Here is a 26,273-nt window from a genome sequence, read left to right as displayed (position 1 = left end):
CATGTAGGCGAATGATGCGGACATAATTAAAAAAGAAGGTAATTATACAATGATTTTGGTGACAGGTGGTTTAGGCTTTATCGGTTCACATATTGCTTTGAGTTTGCTGGCTCATGGAAAAGAGATTGTTATTGTCGATAATTTAGCGAATTCAACGTTACAAACCTTGGAACGACTTGAATATATTTCAGGGATGTATATCCCATTTGCAAAATTAGATGTCAGAAATACGCCAGCGCTCAATAAAGTGTTTGAACAATATTCCATCGACACCGTCATACATACCGCTAGTTTTAAATCTCTTGAAGAATCCACCTTAAAGCCGCTTGAATATTACAATGATAACGTAAGTTGTATTATGAGTTTACTCAGAGCGATGCAGCGTATGGGTGTTCGACAACTCGTGAACTTGTCCAGTATTGCAGTATATGGGCAGTCTGATGCATTGCTTTCGGAGGAGACTGCGTTTAATTACAGTTATCCGAACCCTTATATCCGTTCTCAGCAAATCGTAGAAGATATTATTGCGGATACTTATAAAGTTGACCATGAATGGAAAATCGTAAACCTACGTTTATCCAATATTGTAGGTGCATTTGAACATGGAGTACTCGGTGAGTATGTCGTTCAATTACCTAAAAACATTGTCCCTTTAGCATTACAAGTTGCAGCGATGCAAAGAGAATGTATCGATCTACAGAATCAAGCAGAAACCGATGATGGAACTGTCGAGCGCAGTTTCTTGCATGTATTAGATGTTTGTGAAGCTGTAATGATGACGATGAATTGGTTAGAAACACAAAATAGCTGCTTAGAAGCATTTAACCTTGCACATAAACAATTGACTTCGATCCAAACCTTATTAGATGAAATTGCGAAAGTTACACAAGCTGAGATACGTGTTCAGCCTGCGGTTTATCAACATCAAGAGCTAGCAAGATTAGGTGCAAATATTGAGAAGGCGAAGCAGGTCCTCAATTGGGAACCAAAGCGGTCTTTGACCCAAATGTTAGAGGATGAGTGGCGTTTTTATCTCAATACGCTAAAAGGAAACTAGATAATGATTCTTATTTACATATTTTGATTGTTCTACGATAATGGTCAAGCTAATCAAAAATCCGTCATGGATTGATTCTGATTTCGCTAGCCAAAGCATCTATTTGCTTCAGCCCGTGAGAACTTTAACCAAATAGAGCAGAGGTTGTTTTATGCAAATGCGAATTGAACACGATACGATGGGTGAAATTGAAGTTCCCAATGAAGCCTTGTGGGGTGCGCAAACGCAACGAAGTTTACAGAACTTCAAAATAGGTCAGGAGCGTTTACCACGCGCGATGATTCGAGCAATGGGGCTAGTAAAAAAAGCCGCAGCTATCACCAATGCAGAATTAAAACAACTCCCAGAAGATTTAAGCCAATATATTGTTGATGCAGCTGAAGAAGTGATCGCTGGTCAATGGGATGCTCAATTCCCATTAGTTGTATGGCAAACAGGTTCAGGTACGCAAAGTAACATGAACTGTAATGAAGTGATTGCCAATATTGCGAACCAAAAATTAGGTCAAACACTCGGTGCGCAGAAGCCAGTACATCCAAATGATCATGTCAATCGTGCTCAATCAACCAATGACTCGTTTCCAACAGCGATTCATGTGGCAGCAAGTCTGCAAATCAATGAGTTATTAATTCCTGCTGTTGAGCAATTAAAACAGACTCTACAGCGTAAATCTGAAGAGTTTAACGATATTGTGAAGATTGGCCGGACCCACTTGCAAGATGCGACACCTTTAACTTTAGGGCAAGAGTTTAGCGGCTATGTTTCTCAATTAGAGCATGGCTTAAAGCGTTTGCATCAAGCACTTGCGGGTTTATATGAACTTCCTCTAGGTGGTACAGCTGTAGGCACTGGCTTGAACGCACATCCAGATTATGCAGTCAAAGCAGCAGCGCAATTAGCTGAATTAACTGGCTTGCCATTTGTGACTGCACCAAATAAGTTTGAAGCTTTGGCTGGGCGTGATGCTGCGGTATTTGCTTCGGGCGCCTTGAAAACATTAGCTGCAAGTTTGAATAAAATTGCCAATGATATTCGCTGGCTAGCGAGTGGTCCACGCTGCGGATTTGGCGAGATTCGCATACCAGAAAATGAACCTGGTTCAAGTATTATGCCTGGAAAAGTCAATCCAACTCAAAGCGAAGCAATGACGATGGTTGTGGCTCAGGTCTTAGGGAATGATACAACAATCAATGTGGCGGGAGCATCAGGCAATTTTGAGTTAAATGTGTTTATGCCCGTCATTGCGTATAATTTATTGCAATCTATTCAGCTGCTTGGTGATGCTTGTAATAGTTTTAATGATCATTGTGCAATTGGTATTGAGCCAAATCGAGAGAAGATAGATTATTTCCTTCATAACTCTTTAATGTTGGTAACCGCTTTAAACCCTGTTATTGGTTACGAGAATTCAGCAAAAGTCGCGAAAACAGCTTATAAAGAAAATAAAACCTTAAAACAGGTCGCGGTTGAACTTGGTTTAGTCACTGAGGCGCAATTTGATGAAGTGGTGAAACCAGAAAATATGGTGTCGCCAAATAGTAAATAGTATCGCGTGGTGCAAAGTAGTCTTTTCTCATGAGGAAAGGCTATTTTTATCAGTGGTTTTTATAAAGTGAACTGCGTACAATATCGGTTTGATTGACTAGACCAACGTTTTATTATGCTTAATATTTTCTTAACAGATACCCAAACCCATATTCAATATTCTGGTCTATCACATGAAAATCCTGTTAAGTTTTTATTGAATTTAAAGAAAATTTTTCCAAGCACAGCTGATTTATTGTTACCCGTCTTGCCTGATGACAATAATCTAGAAAATGTAACTTGGGAAGCAACATCTAAAGATTTTGAGGTATTTAAAAAGTTACTAGAAGGTTGGGGAATTATTGAGTTGCGTTTAAGTGCAATCACAACCTACAAAGATAAGAATTTTGCCAATGAACTGGTAAAAAAAGCACAAGCTCGACGTAAACATATTGCTCAAACACAGCCGCAGCTATCTATGATTGCTTTAGATTATATTCTTATGCATGAGATTCATGCGCTGATAGATGCTGAGTTGGTGATGATTGGCGAAAAATTCTATCTGCCGACCTTGCGTGAGCTTTGGAAAGGACAATTTTCTGAACAAATTTTGCAAGCGAAGTTTTAACTTTTAAAAGCAGACCATTGGTCTGCTTTTTTGTGTTTGATTTAGAAGTCACTATTTGACCTACAAACTTTTACAAGATTTTCTTATAGATTTTTTTTCAAACGGCATATATATTGCTTAGAAGGGATATAAATATTATTGCGGGAGAGAAGTTCTTCAATGAACTCGCCGAAGGAGCAACGACCCCGGAAACTCTCAGGCAGAAGGACTGTAATAATAGACATACAATCTGGAGAGCAGTGCTCAATTTGTAGAAATTTATAAAATCTGATCTACGATATACACTCACCGAAGGGGAAGGCTTAATGATTAATTGGTAATCATCTGCCGAAACTCTCAGGTACCATGACAGATGGGGCTATGCATTAAGGAATGTTCTGCATTTCTAGGAGTTTGCTATGCCACATGTTGTTGTCATTGGTGCGGGGATTACAGGTGTAACGTCTGCTTATGAACTAATTAAGCTAGGTTATCAAGTCACTGTCATTGATCGTCATCTATTTCCAGCAATGGAAACCTCTTTCGCCAATGGTGGGCAATTATCTGCGTGTAATGCTGAAGTTTGGAATCAAAAGGCAACGGTGCTCAAGGGTATCAAATGGATGAGCAAGAAAGATGCACCATTATTGCTCAATCCATCATTCAGTCTGCACAAATATCGTTGGTTAATTGAGTTTTTAACTCATATCAAAGATTATAAAGCCAATACCATTGAAACCGTACGCCTAGCTTTATTGGCAAGACAGCGTTTATTTGAAATTGCAGAAAAAGAAAATATTTCTTTTGATTTGGAAAAACGTGGCATTCTACACATGTATCATACCAAAGAAGATTTTGAAATCGCGAAAAAGGTCAACGATGTATTGGTTGAAGGAAAGTTAGAGCGGAATGCGATTACACCTGAGGAAATGAAGGTGATTGAGCCGAATTTGACAGGTGATTATTATGGTGGATATTACACAGCTGGAGATGCAACGGGAGATATTCACAAGTATTCAGTGGGTTTGGCAGAAAAAACACAAGAATATGGAGTTAAATATCGCTTTGGTTTGGATGTTGTGGATGTCAAATGTTTGCAAGACAAAGTCCTTATTCAATGTAAAAACAGTTCTGAGAATATGCATCCAGAATCGGATGTCCATACCGAAATTGAAGCTGATCTCGTCTTGGTGTGTGGTGGCGTGGGAAGTTATCAATTGGCGGATCTGCTAGGTGATAGTGTCAATGTCTATCCTGTGAAAGGTTATTCGATCACGGTTCAACTTAAAGATGAGCAAAGTGTCAAAAATGCCCCTTGGGTAAGTTTGTTGGATGAGAGTGCTAAAATCGTCACTTCACGATTGGGCGCAGATCGATTCCGTGTCGCAGGCACAGCCGAGTTCAATGGCTACAACCGTGATATTCGTGCAGATCGGATTCAGCCTTTAATCAATTGGGTAAATCAAAACTTCGATATCTCGACGGAACATGTTGTGCCTTGGGCTGGTTTGCGTCCAATGATGCCGAATATGCTACCTGTAGTGAAGCAAGGGAAACAGCCGCGAGTATTTTATAATACTGGACATGGTCATTTAGGGTGGACGTTATCGGCTGCTACAGCAGTATTGGTTAGTGAAGAGATTTCACGGAAGTTTCCAAACTAAAATTCAAAAAAAGCCGATGTTTTAACATCGGCTTTTAGTTTGTTTAATCATACAAACGATAAATACCCGTAAAGCGTTCGCAACCTTTTTGTTCTGATCTGACCACTAATAAGGCACGTTGAAAGTCAAACTGATACTGACATTTTTTCTCATTGTCGATAATTTGGTTTTTTTTATCAGATGTACTATACGCCAGTAGAGACATCGTTTGCGTTTCTAATCGATTGTTTGGGCTGCGATAGGCCGTTCCTTCGATTTTGAGACGGTCTTTATCGAGTTGGTGAATTTGAATGTGTACAGGTTGCTTGGCTATGCTGCCGTGTTCATATTTTAGATAATGTTGTGTAAGTGTTTGATTTATTGATGTGTAAAAGTTCAAGTCATCCATGCGAGCATCAAACTGTTGTAAGTAGCAAGTTTTAGATTTGCACTGTTGTAGCTGACGTAACCACATTTCTTGGGTTGCATGCAAAAGTTGCACAGGTGCATCCGTTACTAAATAAGCTGTTAAAAATTTATCATTCAGCTTAAATCGTTGTTCTTCGTATTGCTTAGAACATACATTCTGAAAGTCGGCACGATGATTAGAGCAGTCAATTGCTTTAGCAAACGCAAATGTTGAGCATAAACAACTCAATGTGATGATACAGCCCGTTTTCTTTAATTGATTTCTTACAGTGTTCAACAGCATAATCACTTATACTTTCAGTCTAATTTGCTCACTGTACTATAGCGAAATAGAAAGCCTGAATTCAAGATTAGTTCAGTATATTCTAAAAGGAAAATCATATGGTTGCTCAGATTCGAATTGGACAAGGCATCGATGTACATGCTTTTGACGACGGGCAGTATGTTACTTTGGCAGGCATTAAAATACCGCATACACATGGTTTAAAGGCACATTCTGATGGTGATGTAATCCTACATGCGTTGTGTGATGCTTTGTTAGGGGCACTTGCCTTAGGGGATATCGGTCAGCATTTTCCAGACACAGATCCCGAATATAAAGGTGCAGATAGTCGTATTCTACTAAAGCATGTTTATCAATTGATCTTAGATCGTGGTTATCATTTAAATAACGCAGATATTACCGTTGCATGTGAACGACCAAAACTAGCACCACATAATTTAGAAATGCGTCAAAGTATTGCTGATGTATTAGATGTGGATATTACGCAGATTAGTATTAAAGCGACGACCACTGAAAAACTAGGTTTTACTGGCCGTCAGGAAGGTATTTTGGCGAGTGCAGTTGTACTACTTTCACATCAAGCAAAATGATCTGCATTGATCATGGATTGTTGGAGTTCTTGTGTTGCTTTACGACCTTGTAGTTGTAGAGCAATACTATGAATGAGACCCGTCCATGTTTCATTAGGTTCCCAGATTTCATGTAACAGCGCTTGCGCGGTCGGTAAATCAATATTCATATAAAATTGACGATAGAGATACATCAAGCTACTCACACGCATATTCTTGGCACAATGCAGCCAAACCACTTCATTCTGAACAAGATGATCGATTAAATCTAAAACAAGTAGGCATTGTTCTGAGCAAGGTACATCCCAGTCAATAGGAATGTGAATATAGTTAAGACCTAGGTCTAAACAAATTTGATCTTGTTTAACTAAATGATTTTCAGATTTACTTGTTGCGAGATTGATGACAGTGCTGCATCCATACTCTTTAATTAGTTGCAACTCTTCAGTAGAAGGTTGGGCTGAAGTAAAGAGGTGTTCATGCACTAAGGAAAAACTAGGAATTTGTGTGAGTGTTTGTTCTAATGAAGTCATCATGTACGCTATCGCAAGCATTTAATCGTGTCGATAAACTACTATAAGTGTTTTTGTTGGAGTGTTCAATTTAAGCGTATAAATAAAAACAGCACCACGAGGATGCTGTTTATAGGATCAAAATAAGCGAATACAAGCTTAATCTTTTTTCATATTCTCATTGAGTAAAAATTCCATCAATGCTTTCTGTGCATGTAAGCGGTTTTCTGCTTCATCCCAAACGACCGCATTTTTGTGATCTAACATGTTTTCAGAAATCTCTTCACCACGATGTGCTGGCAAACAATGCATAAATAAACAATCAGGATGAGCGAGATCCATCAATTGTTCATTGACTTGGAAATCTGCAAATGCTTTTTCACGAAGCTTTTGTTCTTCTTCCTGTCCCATGCTTGCCCATACGTCGGTGACAATCAGGTCGGCATTTACAGCAGCATCTTCTGCTTTGTTAAAGACTTCCACACAATCTGCAAACTCAGCTAGGAATTCTGGTTTTGGCTCATAGCCTTCAGGAGAGGCGATTTTGAGTTTAAAGCCCATCATATGTGCAGCTTCAACATATGAGTTACACATATTGTTGCCATCACCAATCCAAGCGACAGTTTTGCCTTCGATACTGCCACGATGCTCTTGGAACGTTTGCAGGTCGGCAAGGAGTTGACAAGGATGATGGTCATCAGTGAGACCATTGATCACAGGTACTTTTGAATAGGATGCAAAGCGTTCAACAATATCATGACCAAATGTGCGAATCATGACGATGTCAAGCATGCTTGAGATAACACGAGCAGAATCTTCGATGGGTTCACCACGACCAAGTTGTGTATCGCGCGGGGAAAGGAAGATCGCACTGCCACCGAACTGGCAAATACCTGCTTCAAAAGAAATGCGGGTACGCGTGCTAGATTTCTCAAAAATCATTCCCAAAACTTTACCAGCAAATGGTTGATACAACGTATTGCTATGCTGCATGCGTTTAAGTTCTTGTGCGCGATCTAAAATGCGTTGCAGTTCTAAAGAAGATAGGTCACGTAAAGTTAGAAAATGCCGAAGCGCCATAGCTACTCCCACAATAATTATTGAGTAAAAACAATAATTAATTGCTGTTTGACGGGTGGTGAATAAAAAAGAATTGAATACTATACTACAGCTATTCGAAAATGCAAAAGAATTAGACCTTTTGATGAGCTTTTAAAAACAAATCTACTGAATATTGAATATAATCAAAGATTTCTAGATCATTTTCTGGGATCTTTAAGCCCATTAAAATGCGCCATTCGACATCACGTAAAATACCGAAATACATTGTTGCTGAGTAATGTGGTTGTGTGCAGATGATTTCATTTTTGAGATGGGATTGATGTAGTGCACATGCAATTGTATTTTGAACATTCACCGCACATTTATCATAGAAATAATTTGCCAGTTGCGCATCTTTCTGGGTTTGCTCTGTAAACATGCGCATAAATGCAATATTTTCTGGTTTGATAATGTGGTGGTAAAAGCGTTGAAGCGTTTGAGTTAAATAATGATTCAAACTGACACAATCTGGAGAGTAAGGTAAACATACACCATTAAAAAAAACCTCTCTTCGATAATCACAAATCGCAGTAAAAAGACCTTCTTTATTACCAAAGTATTTATAAATAGAGGCTTTTGATCCTCCAGCATGACTTACGATGTCATCCAAAGAAACATCATCATAACCCTTTTCAAGAAATAGATCGGTTGCACAAAGTAATAGCGCAAGACGACGCTCTTGTCCGCGACGGGTTTGAGGCTGTTCACAGTTTGGGTAACAAATATCTGCCATTGTATTCGGTACTATTGATGGTGGGGTTGCGATTATTATAGCAAAAACCATATGTGTTGTATGGTGTTCTAGAGGAAGTTGTTTTCTCCTGTTAAATAGAAAAAAGCGAGCTGATATTGAGCTCGCTTTTTTAATGACTTCTAAGGCTTAGGCTGAACGAATTTCTTCATCGTCATCATCTTCAGTCGAGTCCATACCAAGCTCTTTAAGTTTACGGGTTAGGGTGTTGCGTCCCCAACCTAAAAGCTCAGCGGCATGACGTTTTCGACCACGGGTTTGCTGTAAAGCTGCTGTGATCAGTGTGCGCTCGAACATCGGCGTTGCAATATCAAGTATTTTCATTTCACCATTTTTGAGTTTTTGGATAGCCCATTGTGCCAATAACTCATCCCAATGATGAACAGCAATTCTTTCCACAATATTAGGATTGCTCGGAACTGTTGAGGCTGCTCCATCATTTGGTGATTTTTGGATCGAAACTTGTTTAAGTTCAGCAGGTAAGTCCTCTGGGTAAACTTCACGACCTGTGATCATTACTGTAAGCCAACGACAAGTATTTTCGAGTTGGCGAACGTTACCTGGCCATGGCAACTGCTGCATGTAGTCCGTGGTTTCAGTACGTAAAATTTTAGGACTTACACCGAGTTCTTTACCTGCACGTGCTAAGAAATGCTGTGCAAGCATAGGGATGTCTTCGCTACGATGAGCAAGTTTAGGAATATGAATACGAATGACATTCAAGCGGTGGTATAAGTCTTCACGGAAACGACCTTCATTTACAAGTTTTTCGAGGTCTTGATGTGTCGCTGCGACAATTCGTACATCCACTTTCACAGGAATGTGTCCGCCAACACGGTAGAACTCACCGTCTGCAAGAACACGGAGCAAACGTGTTTGGGTTTCAAACGGCATATCGCCAATTTCATCAAGGAATAAAGTGCCACCATTCGCTTGTTCAAAACGACCTTGATGTTGTGTGTTAGCCCCTGTAAATGCACCTTTTTCATGACCAAATAACTCGGTTTCAATCAAGTCCTTTGGAATAGCAGCCATGTTTAGTGCAATAAAAGGTTTAGCGCGACGAGGTGAGTGTTTATGCAATGCATGGGCAACCAACTCTTTACCTGTACCAGATTCACCATTGATTAGAACAGTAATATGGGATTGCGATAAACGTCCAATGGCACGAAATACTTCCTGCATAGCAGGAGATTCACCAATAATTTCGGTCGATTGCAGTGGTGAAGCTGTTTTGGTTGCTTCTTGTTGCTGCAATTTATTGATATGTAAGATTGCACGATTAACGAGTGCAAGTGCTTCATCAATATCAAAAGGTTTTGGTAAATACTCAAAAGCACCTGTTTGATAACTAGAGACAGCTGATTCAAGATCAGAATGTGCTGTCATAATAATTACAGGTAAATCAGGGTGTGAGTTCTTAACCTTAGATAAGAATGTTAAACCGTCAATTCCAGGCATGCGGATGTCGGTCAGAATGACATCTGGTGCATCATCATGTAAGCGCTCAAGTGCAGTTTGTGCTTCTTCAAAGTTGGTGACATCAAAACCTTCTTCTTTGAATGTTTTTTCAAGTACCCAACGCATGGCACGATCGTCATCTATAACCCAAATTTTATTTCGTGACATGGTTTGACTCCCAAGGTAGATATAAGCTAAATACGGTTTTTCCAGCAACGGATTGACATTCAATCATTCCGTTATGTTGATGCATAATGTTTTGAGCAATACTAAGCCCCAGTCCTGTACCTTTAGCACGTCCTGTGACCAGTGGATAAAAAACAGACTCCAGAATACTTTCCGGTACGCCTGGTCCATTGTCTTCTATGTCGATTCGGATCGTTGATCGATTTAACACGCCATTAATTGTGACAAGTCGTTGAATCCGAGTTCTTAAAATCAGTTCAGGTTCAGAATCAACAAAGAAATCCTTGTTTTCAGTCATGGCTTGTACTGCATTAACACTAATGTTGAGCATGACTTGAATGAGTTGGTCACGATCAGCCATCACGTCAGGTAATGAAAGATCGTAATCACGAGTGATCTTGATTTTCTTTTTAGTTTGGTTGGTAATTAATGAGCGTACTCGCTCAAGTGGCTCATGCACATTGACATGCTCGTAACTAGGCAGTTGGCGTGAACCAAGCATCGTATCTGCGAGGTTGGTCAGCCGATCTACTTCACTAATAATAATGTCTGTAAACTCACCATAACTATCATCATTTAAGCTGCGCGCGAGTAGCTGAGTTGCACCACGGATTCCAGCCAATGGATTCTTGATTTCATGTGCGACTCCTCGAACGAGTTGACGAGCAACTTGATGCTGTTGAACTAGATTTTCTTCTTTCGAAATTTTCAGCATGCGATCAATCGGGTTGAGCTCAATTAAAAGTAAACTAGATTGATTTTTACCTGTATTGAGTTGTGAAACTGTATAATCGACATGGATGGATTTGAAGTTGACATTTATTACAGCTTCACGACGAGTGTAATGTTGTCCGCTTTTCAAGGTATTTAATAAAGCTTCATAGGTGTTAAATGGATCATCATGCGCATGTAATAGATTTAACACAGGCTGACCAGATGCACGTAGCAAACTAATATCAAATAATGCTTCACATGCTGAATTTAAATAAAAAATATTAAGCTGACTATCGACCAATAAAATGGCAGTTGTTAGGTTATCGACCAGTAGTCGATAGTCGATAGTGTTATGTTGATCCATTTGTGAATCGTCCTGTTTTAAAATGGCGCAATTAAATATCAATTTGAATAGATTGCCATTAACTTCTTAAATGTACGTTATGCAAAATGCAAGCCAACTTTGTATTGGCTAATTTTCAATAGCTTATTGATGAATACATCCATTTATACGGTATTTTTCACATAGATAGGATGATTTAATAATTTTACCATGTTCCAAAATGGTGCATGTGTGGATTTTTATCAAAACTTTGGTTGTATTTTGGTGCATTACACAAAGAGATGGCTTTGTAGCTATGCGTAAGGCGAGAAAAGACATACAATACGCCGATTCAAGTGGAGCGCAGATTCATGAAGACCCCCAAAGTCGGTTTTGTATCTTTAGGTTGTCCTAAGGCATTGGTAGATTCTGAACGAATTTTAACTCAGTTAAAGACTGAAGGTTATCAAGTTGCATCAGATTATGATGGTGCAGATTTGGTTGTGATTAACACCTGTGGTTTTATTGAATCTGCAGTACAAGAGTCTTTAGATGCGATTGGCGAAGCCATGAGCGAAAATGGTCGAGTTATCGTTACAGGTTGCCTAGGTAAGGACGAAGATAAAATCCGCCAAATGCACCCAAATGTTTTAAAAGTAACAGGTGCTGCGGCATATCAAGATGTGATGGAAGCTGTGCATGAGTATGTACCAGCACCACCAAAACACAATCCATTTATTGATTTAGTTCCTGAGCAAGGTGTGCGTTTAACGCCAAAGCATTATGCTTATTTGAAAATCTCAGAAGGATGTAACCATCGTTGTACATTCTGCATCATCCCAAGTATGCGTGGTGACTTGGTTTCTCGTCCTGTAGGTCAAGTGCTCGATGAAGCAGCAGCGCTTAAGCGTGCAGGCGTAAAAGAAGTTTTGGTGATTTCCCAAGATACTTCTGCATATGGTGTAGATACTAAGTACAAGTTGGATTTTTGGAATGGGCAGCCAGTCAAAACCAAATTCTATGATATGTGTGAGGCACTTGGTCAATTAGGCATATGGGTACGTTTACATTACGTTTATCCTTATCCACATGTGGATGCTGCGATTGATTTAATGGCACAAGGCAAAATTTTACCTTATTTAGATATCCCTTTTCAGCACGCCAGTCCGCGCATCTTAAAATTGATGAAGCGACCAGCTCACAGTGAAAATACATTAGAGCGCCTTAAATTGTGGCGTGAAAAATGTCCTGAATTGGTGATTCGTTCTACTTTTGTTGTTGGTTTCCCTGGCGAAACAGAAGAAGATTTTCAAATGCTCTTAGATTGGTTGAAAGAAGCACAACTTGATCGTGTTGGATGCTTTACATATTCGCCAGTTGAAGGTGCGACAGCAAATGATTTGCCAGATCATGTACCAGAAGAAGTAAAACAAGAACGCTATGAACGTTTTATGGAAGTTCAGCAGCAAATTTCGGCTGCTAAATTACAAAAGCGTATTGGTCAGCGAATGATCGTGTTAGTTGATAGTTTGGAAGAAGAGTTCCCAGTTGCAGTCGCACGTTCGTATGCTGATGCACCAGAGATTGATGGTAATGTTTTTGTTGAAGATATCGACAAGAGTGTAATTCAAGCCGGTAATTTGCTTGAGGTCGAAATTACAGATGCGGATGAATATGATTTATTTGCAAAGTTAATTGCGATTAAATCTACTTAATGTTGAATGAGATATAAAGAATAATTTTTGAGATTGGTCGGTTTGGAGTAACAGTATGTCAACGTCTAAAAATCCACGTTATGCGCGAATTTTGCTAAAGCTTTCGGGTGAAGCTTTAGCTGGAAATAAAGATATGGGTATCGATGCCCAAGTTCTAGATCAAATGTCACTTTCAATTGCGCACCTAGTTGGTTTGGGTGTTCAGGTCGGTATCGTGGTTGGTGGTGGTAATTTATACCGCGGTAGCCAATTGCAAAAAGACGGCTTGGTTGGACGTGTAACTGGCGATCAAATGGGAATGTTGGCAACCGTTATGAATGGCCTAGCAATGCGAGATGCATTGGTTCGTCGCAATATTAAAACCCGTTTAATGTCAGCTTTGTCGATCGGAACAGTGGTGGAGTCATATTCTAGTCGCGATGCGATTCGCCATTTAAGTCAAGGCGAGGTTTGTGTTTTTGTAGCAGGTACAGGCAATCCATTCTTTACAACTGATACTGCGGCTTGCTTGCGTGGTATTGAGATCGAAGCGAATTTGATCTTGAAAGCAACCAAAGTTGATGGTGTATATAATAAAGATCCAAGTAAATATGATGACGCTGTAAAATATGACAATCTGACTTTTGATCAAGTGCTTGATGAAAAGCTAGGTGTAATGGATCTTACCGCAATTTGTTTATGTCGTGACCATAATGTGCCATTACAAGTCTTTGATATGAACAAATCTGGTGCATTGCTTTCCGTCGTAATGGGCGAAAAAGAAGGAACTCACGTTACGAACTAATGTACGTAAGCCTGAAAGCTCTTTATACTACGCATAATTTTTTTGTAATATCTCATGAATAAGTAAGGAAGATCATATGATTAACGATCTTAAAAAAGACGCAGAAGACCGTATGAATAAGTCACTTGACTCGTTAGAACATGGTTTTGCCAAGGTTCGTACTGGACGTGCTCACCCATCAATTTTAAATGGTGTGATGGTTCCTTACTATGGTTCTGATGTTCCGCTTAACCAAGTTGCAAACATTGGGCTTGAGGATTCACGTACTTTACTCGTGCAACCATTCGAACGTTCAATGGTTTCTGCAATTGATAAAGCGATACGTGAGGCAGGTTTAGGATTGAATCCTATTACGGCTGACGCTATTCGTGTACCAATGGCAGCATTGACGGAGGAAACTCGTCGCGATATGCAAAAAGTTGCACGTAATGAAGCAGAAAATGCAAAAGTGTCGATTCGAAATATTCGTCGTGATGTATTGGGTGATATCAAAGCATTATTGAAAGAAAAAGAAATTTCTGAAGATGATGATCGTCGTGCATCAGATGAAATTCAAAAAATTACGGATAAATTTGTTGCCGAGGTTGATAAGCGTCTTGCAGCGAAAGAAGCAGAATTGATGAAGGTCTGATTTATGACCTCATCAGAAGAACATCATCCTCCTCAACATGTTGCCATCATTATGGATGGCAACAATCGTTTTGCTAAAAAAAAGCAAATGCAAAAAGGCGATGGACATCGTGAGGGTAAAAATGTCCTAGATCCTGTCGTTGAACACTGTAAAAGATCAGGTGTACGTGCTTTAACTGTTTTTGCATTTTCAAGTGAAAATTGGAATCGACCACAATATGAGGTTGATTTACTCATGCAGTTGCTCAAAGAAACAATCTATGAGCAGCTTCCTCGTATGGAAAAATTCAATATTGCATTACGTTTTATTGGTGATCGATCTAGATTATCAGAAGAATTACGGGATTTGATGCAAGAAGCGGAGCAGAAAACAGCTGCGTTTGATTCTATGACACTTTCTATTGCAATTAGTTATGGTGGTATGTGGGATATGGCACATGCTGCAAAATCTATTGCTGAAGATGTGGTTGCAGGAAAGCTCCAAACAGATCAGATAAATGTTGATTTATTTGATAAATATGTCAGTCTAAATGATTTACCAGCTGTCGATTTGTTGATTCGTACAGGCGGTGATTATCGTTTGTCTAACTTCTTGCTGTGGCAGGCGGCCTATGCGGAGTTGTATTTTACCGATACTTTATGGCCAGAATTTACCATAAAGGAGTTAGATCACGCATTTCGTGTTTTCTCAGGGCGAGAAAGACGTTTTGGTAAAACCTCTGAACAAATTCAACAAGCGAAAATAGAGAATTAATAATGTTTGAGCGGATTATTACCGCATTGGTGTTAGTTGCAGTTGTTTTAAGTTGCATGTTTGCAACGCAATCACATTATCCAATGTTTGTGCTTATGATTTTAGCTGCGGGGGTAGCAGGTTATGAGTGGTTTAAACTCATGCCTCGTGTTCAAACGACTGCCTCAAAACCCAAAGCATGGGTGTATGGTGGCTTTGTCGCACTGGTTTCGACACTTGCATTGTTTTATGATGATGTTGCACTATTACTTTGGGCTGCATCTATTCTCACTTGGCTAGGTAGTATTTATTGGGTGAGGAATTATCCCGAATCTGATAATTGGTACAATCCGTCATTATATCTTATTGGCTTTATCTTAATTTCAGCTGCGGTTACAGCGCTATATGCGGTTTGGCATAGTTCGCCATGGTGGTTAATGTATTTGTTCCTTTTGGTTTGGGGAGCAGATAGTGGGGCTTATTTTGTGGGTCGTAAGTTTGGTCAAAAGAAACTTGCACCTTCAGTCAGTCCAAATAAATCACTAGAAGGTTTGTATGGTGGTATTGCAACAACTGTAATTATTATGTTGGTTGTTCAATATTTCTATCTAAATCTAACAATTGTACAGTTGATCCTATTTTTAATGCTCTCCATCATTACTGTATTTGCGTCAGTTTTAGGTGACTTATTTGAATCTATGATTAAGCGTCGTGCAGGTATTAAAGATTCTGGACGCGTGTTGCCAGGTCATGGTGGTGTGCTTGATCGTATTGATTCTTTACTTGCAGCCGCTCCGATTTTTGCAGCTGGAATGTATATTTTAAAACTTATTGGTGTAGATCTTTAGATGACTCAAGCTGTATGTATATTGGGTGTTACTGGCTCAATTGGACAAAGTACTTTAAGAGTATTACAACAACACCCAGATCAATACTCAGTATTTGCAGTTTCTGCTTATAGTCGTTTAGATGAACTTTTAGAAATTTGTAAACAATTTCATCCGAAAATTGTTGTGGTTCCAAATAAAAAAGCATTGGAATTACAACAAAGATTCAAGCAAGAAAATTTAAACAATATTGAAATATTAACCGATGAAGCAGGTCTTGTTGCAATAGCTGAGCATTCAGAAGTTGATATTGTGATGGCAGCAATCGTCGGTGCTGCTGGGCTTTTGCCAACCTTGGCTGCGGTTAAGTCAGGCAAGCGTGTATTACTTGCGAATAAAGAGTCACTGGTGATGTCTGGTGATATCATGATGCAAGCTGCTAAGCAACATAATGCATTGTTATTGCCCGTAGACTCCGAACATAATGCAATTTTTCAATCACTTCCACATGATTATTTAGATGCTGAAAGAACGGGACAACCTCAGTTAGGCGTGTCTCGTATCCTATTAACAGCATCAGGTGGTCCATTTCTCAATCATTCGTTGGAACAATTATCCAAGGTCACTCCTCAACAAGCGTGCAAGCATCCGAATTGGTCGATGGGGCAAAAGATTTCTGTTGATTCTGCAACCCTGATGAATAAGGGGTTGGAATTGATAGAGGCGTGTCATTTGTTTTCAATATCCGAACATTTTGTTACAGTTGTTGTCCATCCACAAAGTATTATTCATTCGATGGTGCAATATGTGGATGGTTCGACTTTGGCACAAATGGGTAATCCTGATATGTGTACACCAATTGCACATGCATTGGCTTGGCCAAAACGTTTGGCAACAGATGTTCCAGCGTTAAATTTATTTGATACGGCACAGCTTGATTTTCAAGCACCTGATATTATTAAGTTTCCTGCATTGGATTTAGCTCGTCAAGCGATGCGCGCAGGCGGTTTGGCGCCAACGATCTTAAATGCTGCGAATGAAATTGCTGTTTCGGCTTTTTTGCAGCATAAAATTAGGTTTACAGCGATTCCTGAAGTTGTTGGACATACTTTACAAGTTGTACAAAACGCTAAAGCAGAAAATATAGACATCATTTTGCATACTGATATGATCGCTAGACAAGTTGCAGAGACGTATATTGTGGATATAGGGGGCTAAATCGTATGAATGCACTATTTATGATTGTTGCAGCGATTTTATTACTTGGTCCACTTATCGCTATTCATGAATTTGGTCATTATTGGGTTGCTCGTAAATTAGGTGTCAAAGTCTTGGTTTATTCCATTGGTTTTGGTCCTACGTTATTGAAATGGCAATCCAAAAAATCAGGTATTCAATATCAGCTTTCTGCATTACCTTTGGGCGGTTACGTCAAAATGCTCGATGAGCGTGAGGGAAATGTCGCTGAAAAGGATCTTCCTTATGCATTTAATCGCCAATCACCTTGGAAAAGGATTGCGATTGTTGCAGCAGGGCCGTTGGTTAACTTGATTTTTGCTGTATTACTGTTCTGGATTTTATTTTTACCAGCTCAGGAACAATTGAACACACGTATTGGCAAGATCATGCCGGATACTGTTGCTGCACAGGTTGATTTACAGGTGGGTGACAAAGTGGTTGCTGTTGATGGTCAGTCAACACCAACTTGGGAAAAACTAAATTTTGCATTAATTAACCGTATTGGTGAGTCTGGGCAGGTTTCAGTCGTTGTAGACCGTGAGGGTTCTGAAAAACAATTTAATTTGCCGATTCAGAACTTCCTTAAAGATCAAAGTCAGTCTCCTTTGGATGCATTGGGGTTTTTACCTTATCGGCCGATGATTCCAGCAGTAGTAAAAGAGTTGACTACTGATGGTGCTGCAATACGTCAAGGCATGAAAGAGGGTGATCGAATTGTTGCGATTAATAATGTCGCAATGAATGATTGGTTTGATGTGGTTAATGTAGTACAAAACTCCCCTGAAAAATTGCTGAACATAGATGTAATGCGTCAAGGTGAATTGGTTCATTTACAGATGATCCCTCGTGGTCAACGTGACAATATGGGTAACGTTACAGGTGTTTTGGGTGTTAAAAGTGATGCTGGTAAAGTCACGATACCAAATGAATATAAGCAAACAATTCAGTACACACCTTTAGAGGCTTTAGGTGTTGCTTTTGATAAAACAGTGCAACTTTCACAGATGATTTTTAATTCGATCGTTAAAATGATTCGAGGATTGATTGGTCTGGATAATTTATCTGGTCCAATTACGATTGCTAAAGTGGCTGGACAAAGTGCGGAAATGGGATGGCAAACTTTTATTTCCTTTATGGCACTTATGAGTGTGAGCTTGGGGATTTTAAACCTGTTGCCAATTCCTATGCTTGATGGTGGTCATCTGGTTTATTACTTTATCGAGATCATCCGTGGAAAACCTGTTTCTGAACAAATACAGATATTGGGTCTAAAAGTTGGTATGTTACTGCTCGGTAGCATGATGCTTTTGGCTTTATTTAACGACTTCATGCGTTTATAAAAACGCAAATGGAATTTAACTTACTGGAAAATATATGGGCATGCGTCACACACATTTATTAATGCCTTTGGCACTGGTTAGTGCGATGGCAGTGGTACAACAAGCATACGCAGCAGATGAGTTTCTTGCACGAGATATACGAATTGATGGGCTAGTGCGTTTAACACCTGCAAGTATCTATTCGATGTTACCAATAAATAGTGGTGATCGTGTAAGTGACCCAATGATCGCGGAAGCAATTCGTAGCTTATATGCTTCGGGTTTGTTTGATGATATCAAGGCATATAAGCAAAATGATGTTTTGGTCTTCAACGTTGTTGAGCGACCAGTTATTTCAAAACTGGAATTTAAAGGCAATAAACTCATTCCTAAAGAAGCCTTAGAACAAGGCTTAAAGAAAATGGGTATTGCTGAAGGAGAGGTTTTCAAAAAATCTGCGTTACAGATTATTGAAACTGAACTAGAGCAACAATATACCCAACAAGGGCGTTATGATGCAGATGTGACGGTTGAAACAGTAGCACGTCCAAATAACCGTGTTGAGTTGATGTTGAATTTCAACGAAGGTACTGCAGCAAAAGTTTTCGACATCAACATTATCGGCAACACAGTATTTAGTGATAGTGATATTAAGCAGGCTTTTGCAGTAAAAGAAAGTGGTTGGGCTTCTATTGTTACTCGTAATGACCGTTACGCTCGTGAGAAAATGGCAGCGAGTTTAGAAGCATTGCGTGCTTTATATCTGAATAAAGGTTATATCAACTTTAATATTATTAACTCTCAACTTAATATCAGTGAAGATAAAAAGAATATCTTTATTGAAGTTTCAGTAGATGAAGGCAGTCAATTTAAGTTTGGTGAAACCAAATTTTTAGGTGATGCTCTTTATAAACCAGAAGAGTTAAATGCCTTAAAGCTTTATAAAGACGGTGAGACTTATTCGCAAGAGCGTGTAAATGCGGTTAAGCAATTATTACTGCGTAAGTATGGTAATGCAGGTTATTACTACGCTGAAGTCAATGTCGTTCCAGATATTAACAATGAAACTGGTATTGTTAATCTAAATTATTATGTGAATCCTGGGCAGCAAGTTACAGTTCGTCGTGTTAACTTTTCAGGAAACAATAAAACTGCCGATGAAGTCTTACGTCGTGAAATGCGTCAGATGGAAGGTGCTTTAGCCAGTAATGAAAAAATTGACCTGTCTAAAATCCGTCTAGAACGTACTGGTTTCTTTAAAACTGTAGATGTGAAGCCTGTTCGTGTTCCGAACTCACCAGATCAGGTAGATCTGAATGTTGCCGTAGAAGAGCAACACTCAGGTACAACCACGCTTGCTGTGGGTTATTCACAAAATGGTGGTGTGACGTTCCAAGCGGGCTTAAGTCAAACCAACTTTATGGGAACTGGTAATCGTGTTGCGATAGATCTTTCTCGTTCAGAGACACAAGATTACTACAACTTAAGTGTGACTGATCCATACTTTACGATTGATGGTGTAAGTCGTGGTTACAATGTTTATTACCGTAAGACAAAGCTGAATGAAAACTATAACGTTAACAACTACGTAACGGATAGTATCGGTGGTAGTTTAAGTTTTGGTTATCCAATTGATGAAAATCAGAGTTTAAGTGCTTCACTTGGTATTGATCAGACTAAAGTCAGAACTGGTCCAAGTGTATCGACTTACATTCGTGATTATTTACTTGCAAATGGTGGCAAGGCAACAGGATCTTCTACTTGGTGTCCAAGTGGCGAAAATGAGACTGAGGATGATCCAGAGAATCCACTTACTCCAAAACCAAAACCTGGAACTTGTAAGGGAGGATTTAAGGACTATAACAGTGCATTTGAAGGTGAATTCCTGACCTATATGCTTAATTTAGGTTGGTCATATAATACACTCAATCGCCCTGTATTCCCGACTTCCGGTATGTCGCATCGTGTAGGTCTTGAAGTTGGTCTTCCAGGTAGTGATGTCGACTATCAAAAACTAACTTATGATGCTCAAGCATTTAAATCATTAGGTGCGGGCTTTGTTCTTCGTGGTTACGGAAAGTTAGGTTATGGTAATGATTTACCATTCTATAAAAACTTCTATGCAGGTGGTTATGGTTCGGTTCGTGGTTATGATAACAGTTCATTAGGACCTAGATATCCAAGTGTGATTTTCCAAGAAACGGGTAGAAATGATCCAGATCCAGAGGAAGTGGGTGGTAATGCACTTGTTCAGTTCGGTACTGAATTGGCATTACCAGTGCCATTCAAAGGTGATTGGGCACGCCAAGTGCGTCCAGTCATATTTGCTGAAGGTGCACAAGTTTTTGATACCAAATGTGATATTTCAAACAGTGCTTATGGTGATCAAGGTATGACCATTAATGGGCAAAAAATTACCGATGTTAAGCAATACTGTAAAGATAATTACGGTTTAGATTTTGGAAATTTACGTTATAGCGTAGGCGTTGGTTTTACATGGATTACCATGATTGGACCTTTATCACTGAGCTATGCTTACCCGCTTAATGATAAGAAGGGTGATGATACTAAATCAATCCAATTCGAAATTGGTCGTACTTTCTAAGTACGACCTCGGTTAAATTTGTAAAATATATAAAGGACGGACTCATGAAAACATTAACAGCACTGGTATTCGGTTTGGGTTTAACTGTATCAGCTTTTAGCAATGCTGCTGGTATAGCAGTGGTAGACTTAGCAAAAGTTGTAGAAAGCAGCACTTATCTCAAACAACAAAATGCAAGCCTAGGTCAGTCAGTAAAACCAACATCGACGAAGTTAGAGCAGTTAGGCAAAGAAATCGAGACTTTACAGCAACGTGCTCAATCGGCAAATCAAGCGGATTTGCAGAAACTTTCGGCTCAGTACCAAGCAAAAGTGAATGAATTCAATACGACACAACAAAGCTTGCAGACTAAAGTTCAGTCAACTTTGCAAACGATGAATACCACTTTTGAGAATCGTGTGAAGCAAGCAGCTGAACAATTGCGTAAAGAGAACAATTTAGACTTTATTTTGAATAAAAATTCTACGATTGCCTCTGACGCTCAGTATGATTTAACTGATAAAATGATTCAAAAGGTCAATGCAATGAAATAATCAATGAATAGACGTAGTTACCGTTTAGAAGAAATTGCTCACCTTGTACAAGGTGAGTTTTTTGGTGAAAAAGACTTCGAAATTTTTAACTTAGCAAGTTTAGAACAAGCACAAAGTCAGCACATAAGTTTTGTAAATGGTGATAAGTATTTAGCACAGGCTGAGTCAAGTCTTGCTGGCGTTTATATCGTTACACCGACATTAAAAGCGCAATTGAAAGATAAGAAAAACTTTATTGTTGTTGAAAATCCTTATTTAGCTTTCGCAATGTTAACCCATGTTTTTGCAAAAAAGATAACTCAACGTGGAATTGAAAGCACAGCCCAGATCCATCCTTCAGCTATCATCGCAGATGATGCCTATATTGGTCATTATGCTGTAATTGGTGAAAACTGTGTGGTTGGTGCTAACACGATTATTCAAGCTCACGTATTTTTAGATGATCATGTTGAAGTGGGCAAAGATGGTTTCATTGATACTCATGTGACGATCACAGGCGAAGCAAAACTTGGTGATCGTGTTCGTATTCATGCAAATACAGTGATTGGCTCTGAAGGTTTTGGTTTTGCACCATACCAAGGAAAATGGCATCGAATTGCTCAGTTGGGTTCTGTTCGTATCGGAAATGATGTTCGTATCGGTTCAAATTGCAGCATTGATCGTGGTGCTTTAGATGACACAATTTTAGAAGATGGTGTCATTATTGATAACCTTGTGCAAATCGCTCACAATGTACAGATCGGTGAAAACACTGCGATAGCAGCAAATTGTGGTATTGCAGGAAGTGCGAAGATTGGCAAAAACTGCATACTTGGTGGGGCGAGTGGGGTTGTTGGACACCTGGAAATCACAGATAATGTGACACTTACAGCAATGTCAATGGTCACAAAAAATATTTATGAAGCTGGAACCTATTCTTCAGGAATGGGACTTTTTGAAAATAAGCACTGGAAAAAGACGATTGTACGTTTAAGACAATTAGCAGATGTGCCATTGACCCAAATAATGAAAAGACTGGATCATATGCAAGCTCAATTAGAGTCCCTTGAATCAACCTTAAAGTTACGTAAATAATTTATTATGACCGAGTCTACATTACCAGCATTTACAATGCCTGAATTACCAATGGATATTCTCACCATTCGTGAATATTTACCGCATCGTTATCCTTTTTTATTGGTTGACAGAGTAACAGACGTTACAGAGAACAGCATCGTTGGCTATAAAAATGTGACGATCAACGAGGAGTTTTTCCAAGGGCACTTTCCAGCTTACCCAATTATGCCTGGTGTTTTAATCATTGAAGCATTAGCGCAAGTCTCTGGTATTCTGGGTTTTGTACTCACTAACCAAAAGCCAAAAGCAGGTTCATTATTTTTATTTGCCGGTGCAGAAAAAATAAGATTTAAGAAACAGGTTGTTGCGGGTGACCAGCTTGTCTTAAAATCTGAACTTGTGATGCAAAAACGTGGCATTTACAAGTACAATTGTACTGCAAGTGTTGACGGCATTGTTGCGGCAACAGCTGAGATTATTATTTCACACCAGAAAATTGAGCAGGCATGAGTAGTCAAAATTTAATACATCCTACAGCAATTATTGATCCGTCTGCAGAAATCGCATCTGATGTGCAGATCGGACCTTATTGTATTGTGGGTCCAAATGTAAGTATTGACACAGGTACAAAATTACACTCACATGTAGTGATTGGTGGTTTTACACGGATTGGTAAAAATAACGATATTTTTCAATTCGCAAGTGTTGGGGAAATCTGCCAAGATTTGAAGTATAAAGGCGAAGAAACTTGGTTAGAAATTGGGGATCACAACACGATTCGTGAGCATTGCACATTACACCGCGGTACTGTACAGGATCAAGGTCTGACTAAAATTGGTAGTCATAACCTTTTTATGGTCAATACGCATATTGCACATGACTGTATTATTGGTGATCACAATATTTTTGCCAACAACGTGGGTATTGCTGGACATGTACATGTGGGAAATCATGTCATTGTTGGTGGTAATGCTGGTGTACATCAATTCTGTCGAATCGATTCATATAGTATGATTGGTGGTGCTGCGTTGATCCTGAAAGATGTGCCTGCTTATGTGTTGGCTTCCGGTAATCCTGCACATGCGCATGGTTTAAATATCGAAGGTATGCGACGTAAAGGTTGGTCTAGAGAAACGATTCAGGGTCTAAGAACTGCATACAAACTGATTTATAAATCAGGTTTGACAACTGAACAAGCAATTGAGCAAATTCGAAATGAGATTTTAGGCTCAGTTTCAGAAGCGCAGTTGTTGATTGACTCATTAGAACAATCAACACGTGGCATCGTACGATAATTTATTGGTCATCTAAAAAGACACCTCGGTGTCTTTTTTTATTTGTACAATTTAAGGTTCAACTTCAACATATTGCTGTCGATATTGCTTAGGTGATAATTCAAAAGTTCGTTTAAATGCTTGGCTGAAAGCCGTTTCAGATGAATAGCCCACTTTATTGGCGATGACTTGTATAGAGTAGTTGCTTTTACGTAAATATTGGCTTGCTAGGCGCATACGATGCTGTTGTAAATAGGCGAGAGGAGACTCACCAATTACTTCATGGAATAAACTCGCAAACTTCGAGCGTGACATACAGCACTGCTCTGCAAGGGATTCGACAGTCCAAGCATCTTCCGGATGATTGTGAATCGCTGCGAGACTATTACTAAGCTCGGGGTGATTTAATGCACTAAGCCAGCCATGTTGACTCGAAATTTGTTGAATATGGTCGCGGATACATTTGATTAGTAAAATATTAACTAGATGATCGATAATAATATCTCGACCTGCTTGAATATTTTGAGTCTCTAATGCCAGAAAATGTAATCCAATTTGCAGCCATTCAGGCGCTGTATTATCACCTTGTTGAATATGAATGAGTGAGGGTAGAGCTTGAATAAATGGACGAGCCATAATCGTATCAATTTGACATCGAATGGTAAGTATCAGATTTTTTTCAGATGACTCTGTACCAAACTCAACTGCTTCTTCACGATGACCATCAAACAATTTTGAGATATCAACCGCATCAATAAGCTTGGTGATGGCATTATCTGCGCCTGTATGTGCCTGTCCCGATGGGATTAAGACAATTTCACCTGCATGTGCGACGAGATTATTCTGCGCATCAATTTGAATATATACTGAACCGACTAAAACAATATGTACGATCAAAGCAGCTTGATCTTGGCAAATGAATCCCCATTCTCCTTGTGTTTTCAAATAGATATATTCAGTGTGATTTAAATGAATATCTGCAAAAATTTTACTTAAGGCGTCCATATGCGTTTTATATAATGTATGTAATTTAAATTATAGAGAGCTATTGTAATAACTCAATATGTGTTTTTAGGACAAAAACAGGGGGGATTACGCCAAAGACTTATACATAGGTTTTTTGGACGCTTGCAACTGTCATCGCCTTCATAATTCTTCAAAATATACATATATACGAAGACATGGATACGACGATGAATGCGCCAGTAAATGTTAGTCAAGAACTTACGCCAGTAAGCATTCCAAAATCAAAAACTGAATTGGATCGTAAACGTTATCTATGGGCCATCAGCCCAGCTTTACCTGTAATTGGAATTGGAATTTTAGCAGGTTATCAATTTGCCCCTCGTCCCCTAAAGAAAATCTTCGCTTTAGGCGGTCCGATTGTTTTACATATTGTCATTCCAACAATTGATACGATTATTGGTAAAGATGCGAATAATCCAAGCGACGAAGATATTAAATTGCTGGAAAAAGATCCGTATTATTCTCGCTTAGTAAAAAGCTTCATTCCATTACAATATGCAGCGAACTTATATGCATGTTATTTAACAAGCCGAAAAGAAACCTCTTTTCTTGATAAAATTTTGCTTGGTGTTTCAATGGGTGCGATCAATGGTATCGCCATTAATACGGCACATGAGTTGAGTCATAAACATGATCGTATTGATCATATTCTTTCTCACTTAGCATTGGTACCTACAGGTTATAACCATTTCCGTGTTGAACATCCTTACGGTCATCATAAGCGTGCCGCAACTCCTGAAGATCCAGCGTCTTCACAAATGGGGGAAACTTTTTACGAATTTTGGCCACGTACAGTGATTGGTTCTTTAAAATCTGCAATTGAGATTGAAACCAATCGTTTAAAACGTAAAGGCAAAGAGTTCTGGTCTACAGAGAATGAGTTGTTACAAGGTTGGGGCATGAGTGCTGCATTTCATGGTTCAATGGTTGGTTTATTTGGAAAAGGTGTAAATCCATATTTAGCAACTCAAGCATTTTATGGCATTAGTTTATTTGAAATTATTAACTATATTGAACACTATGGTTTAAAACGTCAAAAAGATGCAAACGGCAAGTATCAACGTACAATGCCAGAGCATAGCTGGAACAACAATAATATCGTAACGAACTTATTCTTGTACCAATTGCAACGTCACTCGGATCATCATGCTTATCCAACTCGTCCGTTCCAAGCTTTACGTCATTTTGATGAGGCACCAGAGTTGCCAAGTGGTTATGCAAGTATGCTTCTACCAGCATTGATTCCACCTCTATGGTTTAAAATGATGGATAAACGTGTTGTTGATCACTACAAAGGTGATTTAAACAAAGCGAACATTTATCCAAAACGTCGTGCAAAACTTTTCAAAAAATTTGGCGGGGTTGATCAATCA

Annotated in this window: 25 protein-coding genes and 1 riboswitch; of the genes, 18 read left to right on the top strand and 7 right to left on the bottom strand. The window is 39.1% G+C overall.

The annotated features are described in order from the left end of the window. The first annotated feature begins 49 nt into the window (after nt 1–49). The 4 genes from HMPREF0023_RS05935 to HMPREF0023_RS05920 all read left to right on the top strand — a co-directional run bounded on the left by HMPREF0023_RS05935 (nt 50) and on the right by HMPREF0023_RS05920 (nt 4,852). On the top strand, nt 50–1,057 hold the full coding sequence (locus HMPREF0023_RS05935; protein WP_008941473.1) for an SDR family NAD(P)-dependent oxidoreductase: 1,008 nt from the start codon (nt 50–52) through the stop codon (nt 1,055–1,057). Between the two features lie 151 nt (nt 1,058–1,208). Next, the gene (gene fumC, locus HMPREF0023_RS05930; protein ID WP_005090663.1) at nt 1,209–2,603 is read left to right on the top strand and encodes a class II fumarate hydratase; all 1,395 of its coding nucleotides are present in this window, start codon (nt 1,209–1,211) and stop codon (nt 2,601–2,603) included. 114 nt (nt 2,604–2,717) lie between these two features. Further along, on the top strand, nt 2,718–3,209 hold the full coding sequence (locus tag HMPREF0023_RS05925) for a hypothetical protein (RefSeq protein ID WP_008941472.1): 492 nt from the start codon (nt 2,718–2,720) through the stop codon (nt 3,207–3,209). A 131-nt stretch (nt 3,210–3,340) separates the two neighbouring features. Beyond that, nucleotides 3,341–3,430, top strand: a riboswitch (glycine riboswitch). Nucleotides 3,431–3,607: 177 nt separating this feature from the next. After that, nucleotides 3,608–4,852 carry a D-amino acid dehydrogenase gene (locus HMPREF0023_RS05920; RefSeq protein WP_008941471.1) on the top strand — a complete coding sequence of 415 codons (1,245 nt, stop codon included), beginning with the start codon at nt 3,608–3,610 and terminating at the stop codon, nt 4,850–4,852. Between the two features lie 43 nt (nt 4,853–4,895). Here the strand turns inward: HMPREF0023_RS05920 and HMPREF0023_RS05915 are convergent, their stop codons facing one another. After that, entirely contained in the window at nt 4,896–5,543 is a 648-nt protein-coding gene (locus tag HMPREF0023_RS05915; protein WP_008941470.1) for a hypothetical protein, read from the bottom strand. 98 nt (nt 5,544–5,641) lie between these two features. On the opposite strand from HMPREF0023_RS05915, the gene ispF reads away from it, so the two are divergent. Then, entirely contained in the window at nt 5,642–6,133 is a 492-nt protein-coding gene (ispF, locus tag HMPREF0023_RS05910; protein WP_004638973.1) for a 2-C-methyl-D-erythritol 2,4-cyclodiphosphate synthase, read from the top strand. Here ispF and HMPREF0023_RS05905 read toward each other — a convergent pair. From HMPREF0023_RS05905 to glnL, 5 genes are all read right to left on the bottom strand, one after another. Continuing rightward, nucleotides 6,121–6,645, bottom strand: a complete 525-nt coding sequence (locus HMPREF0023_RS05905) for a protein tyrosine phosphatase family protein (RefSeq protein WP_017396745.1) — start codon at nt 6,643–6,645, stop codon at nt 6,121–6,123. The two genes, ispF and HMPREF0023_RS05905, sit on opposite strands and share 13 nt — an antisense overlap. Nucleotides 6,646–6,783: 138 nt before the next feature. Then, on the bottom strand, nt 6,784–7,704 hold the full coding sequence (gene argF, locus HMPREF0023_RS05900) for an ornithine carbamoyltransferase (protein ID WP_005080892.1): 921 nt from the start codon (nt 7,702–7,704) through the stop codon (nt 6,784–6,786). Between the two features lie 112 nt (nt 7,705–7,816). Further along, on the bottom strand, nt 7,817–8,458 hold the full coding sequence (locus HMPREF0023_RS05895; RefSeq protein ID WP_005080889.1) for a TetR/AcrR family transcriptional regulator: 642 nt from the start codon (nt 8,456–8,458) through the stop codon (nt 7,817–7,819). 147 nt (nt 8,459–8,605) lie between these two features. Continuing rightward, nucleotides 8,606–10,105 carry a nitrogen regulation protein NR(I) gene (gene glnG, locus HMPREF0023_RS05890; RefSeq protein WP_004638982.1) on the bottom strand — a complete coding sequence of 500 codons (1,500 nt, stop codon included), beginning with the start codon at nt 10,103–10,105 and terminating at the stop codon, nt 8,606–8,608. Then, complete coding sequence (gene glnL, locus HMPREF0023_RS05885) at nt 10,092–11,201, bottom strand: nitrogen regulation protein NR(II) (protein WP_004638983.1); 1,110 nt, start codon at nt 11,199–11,201, stop codon at nt 10,092–10,094. Before glnL ends, glnG begins: the two co-directional genes overlap by 14 nt. A gap of 329 nt (nt 11,202–11,530) precedes the next feature. Here glnL and rimO point away from each other — a divergent pair, with 329 nt between their 5' ends. The 12 genes from rimO to lpxA all read left to right on the top strand — a co-directional run bounded on the left by rimO (nt 11,531) and on the right by lpxA (nt 23,895). Beyond that, nucleotides 11,531–12,874: a 30S ribosomal protein S12 methylthiotransferase RimO gene (rimO, locus tag HMPREF0023_RS05880; RefSeq protein WP_004638985.1), complete on the top strand. Its 1,344-nt coding sequence runs from the start codon at nt 11,531–11,533 to the stop codon at nt 12,872–12,874. 55 nt (nt 12,875–12,929) lie between these two features. Next, nucleotides 12,930–13,658 (top strand): UMP kinase, encoded by a 729-nt coding sequence (pyrH, locus tag HMPREF0023_RS05875; protein ID WP_004638988.1) that lies wholly within the window; start codon nt 12,930–12,932, stop codon nt 13,656–13,658. A gap of 76 nt (nt 13,659–13,734) precedes the next feature. Beyond that, nucleotides 13,735–14,289, top strand: coding sequence for a ribosome recycling factor (gene frr / locus HMPREF0023_RS05870; RefSeq protein ID WP_008941467.1), 555 nt, complete (start codon nt 13,735–13,737; stop codon nt 14,287–14,289). Between the two features lie 3 nt (nt 14,290–14,292). Next, nucleotides 14,293–15,042 carry a polyprenyl diphosphate synthase gene (gene uppS, locus HMPREF0023_RS05865; protein ID WP_004638991.1) on the top strand — a complete coding sequence of 250 codons (750 nt, stop codon included), beginning with the start codon at nt 14,293–14,295 and terminating at the stop codon, nt 15,040–15,042. Nucleotides 15,043–15,044: 2 nt separating this feature from the next. Further along, entirely contained in the window at nt 15,045–15,869 is an 825-nt protein-coding gene (locus tag HMPREF0023_RS05860; RefSeq protein ID WP_004638994.1) for a phosphatidate cytidylyltransferase, read from the top strand. Then, nucleotides 15,870–17,066 (top strand): 1-deoxy-D-xylulose-5-phosphate reductoisomerase, encoded by a 1,197-nt coding sequence (ispC, locus tag HMPREF0023_RS05855; RefSeq protein ID WP_008941466.1) that lies wholly within the window; start codon nt 15,870–15,872, stop codon nt 17,064–17,066. It abuts the gene before it with no gap. Between the two features lie 5 nt (nt 17,067–17,071). Further along, nucleotides 17,072–18,427 carry an RIP metalloprotease RseP gene (rseP, locus tag HMPREF0023_RS05850; protein WP_008941465.1) on the top strand — a complete coding sequence of 452 codons (1,356 nt, stop codon included), beginning with the start codon at nt 17,072–17,074 and terminating at the stop codon, nt 18,425–18,427. Between the two features lie 34 nt (nt 18,428–18,461). Continuing rightward, nucleotides 18,462–21,011 (top strand): outer membrane protein assembly factor BamA, encoded by a 2,550-nt coding sequence (gene bamA / locus HMPREF0023_RS05845; RefSeq protein ID WP_008941464.1) that lies wholly within the window; start codon nt 18,462–18,464, stop codon nt 21,009–21,011. 44 nt (nt 21,012–21,055) lie between these two features. Beyond that, entirely contained in the window at nt 21,056–21,544 is a 489-nt protein-coding gene (locus HMPREF0023_RS05840) for an OmpH family outer membrane protein (RefSeq protein WP_005090640.1), read from the top strand. A gap of 3 nt (nt 21,545–21,547) precedes the next feature. After that, the gene (lpxD, locus tag HMPREF0023_RS05835) at nt 21,548–22,618 is read left to right on the top strand and encodes a UDP-3-O-(3-hydroxymyristoyl)glucosamine N-acyltransferase (RefSeq protein WP_008941463.1); all 1,071 of its coding nucleotides are present in this window, start codon (nt 21,548–21,550) and stop codon (nt 22,616–22,618) included. 6 nt (nt 22,619–22,624) lie between these two features. Continuing rightward, a complete protein-coding gene (fabZ, locus tag HMPREF0023_RS05830; protein ID WP_004639006.1) occupies nt 22,625–23,110 on the top strand; it encodes a 3-hydroxyacyl-ACP dehydratase FabZ in 486 nt (161 codons plus the stop codon). Further along, the gene (lpxA, locus tag HMPREF0023_RS05825) at nt 23,107–23,895 is read left to right on the top strand and encodes an acyl-ACP--UDP-N-acetylglucosamine O-acyltransferase (protein ID WP_004639009.1); all 789 of its coding nucleotides are present in this window, start codon (nt 23,107–23,109) and stop codon (nt 23,893–23,895) included. Before fabZ ends, lpxA begins: the two co-directional genes overlap by 4 nt. 51 nt (nt 23,896–23,946) lie before the next feature. Here lpxA and HMPREF0023_RS05820 read toward each other — a convergent pair whose 3' ends face one another. Continuing rightward, nucleotides 23,947–24,879: an AraC family transcriptional regulator gene (locus HMPREF0023_RS05820; protein ID WP_005090635.1), complete on the bottom strand. Its 933-nt coding sequence runs from the start codon at nt 24,877–24,879 to the stop codon at nt 23,947–23,949. Nucleotides 24,880–25,067: 188 nt separating this feature from the next. Between HMPREF0023_RS05820 and HMPREF0023_RS05815 the strand changes: the two genes are divergently transcribed. Beyond that, the coding region (locus tag HMPREF0023_RS05815; RefSeq protein ID WP_034437292.1) for an alkane 1-monooxygenase at nt 25,068–26,273 on the top strand (1,206 nt) is incomplete at its 3' end.

The sequence above is a fragment of the Acinetobacter sp. ATCC 27244 genome (assembly GCF_000156555.1).
Lineage (GTDB): Bacteria > Pseudomonadota > Gammaproteobacteria > Pseudomonadales > Moraxellaceae > Acinetobacter > Acinetobacter haemolyticus.
Note: the sequence above shows the minus strand (reverse complement) of the source record. Positions and strands in the feature narration are given on the sequence as shown.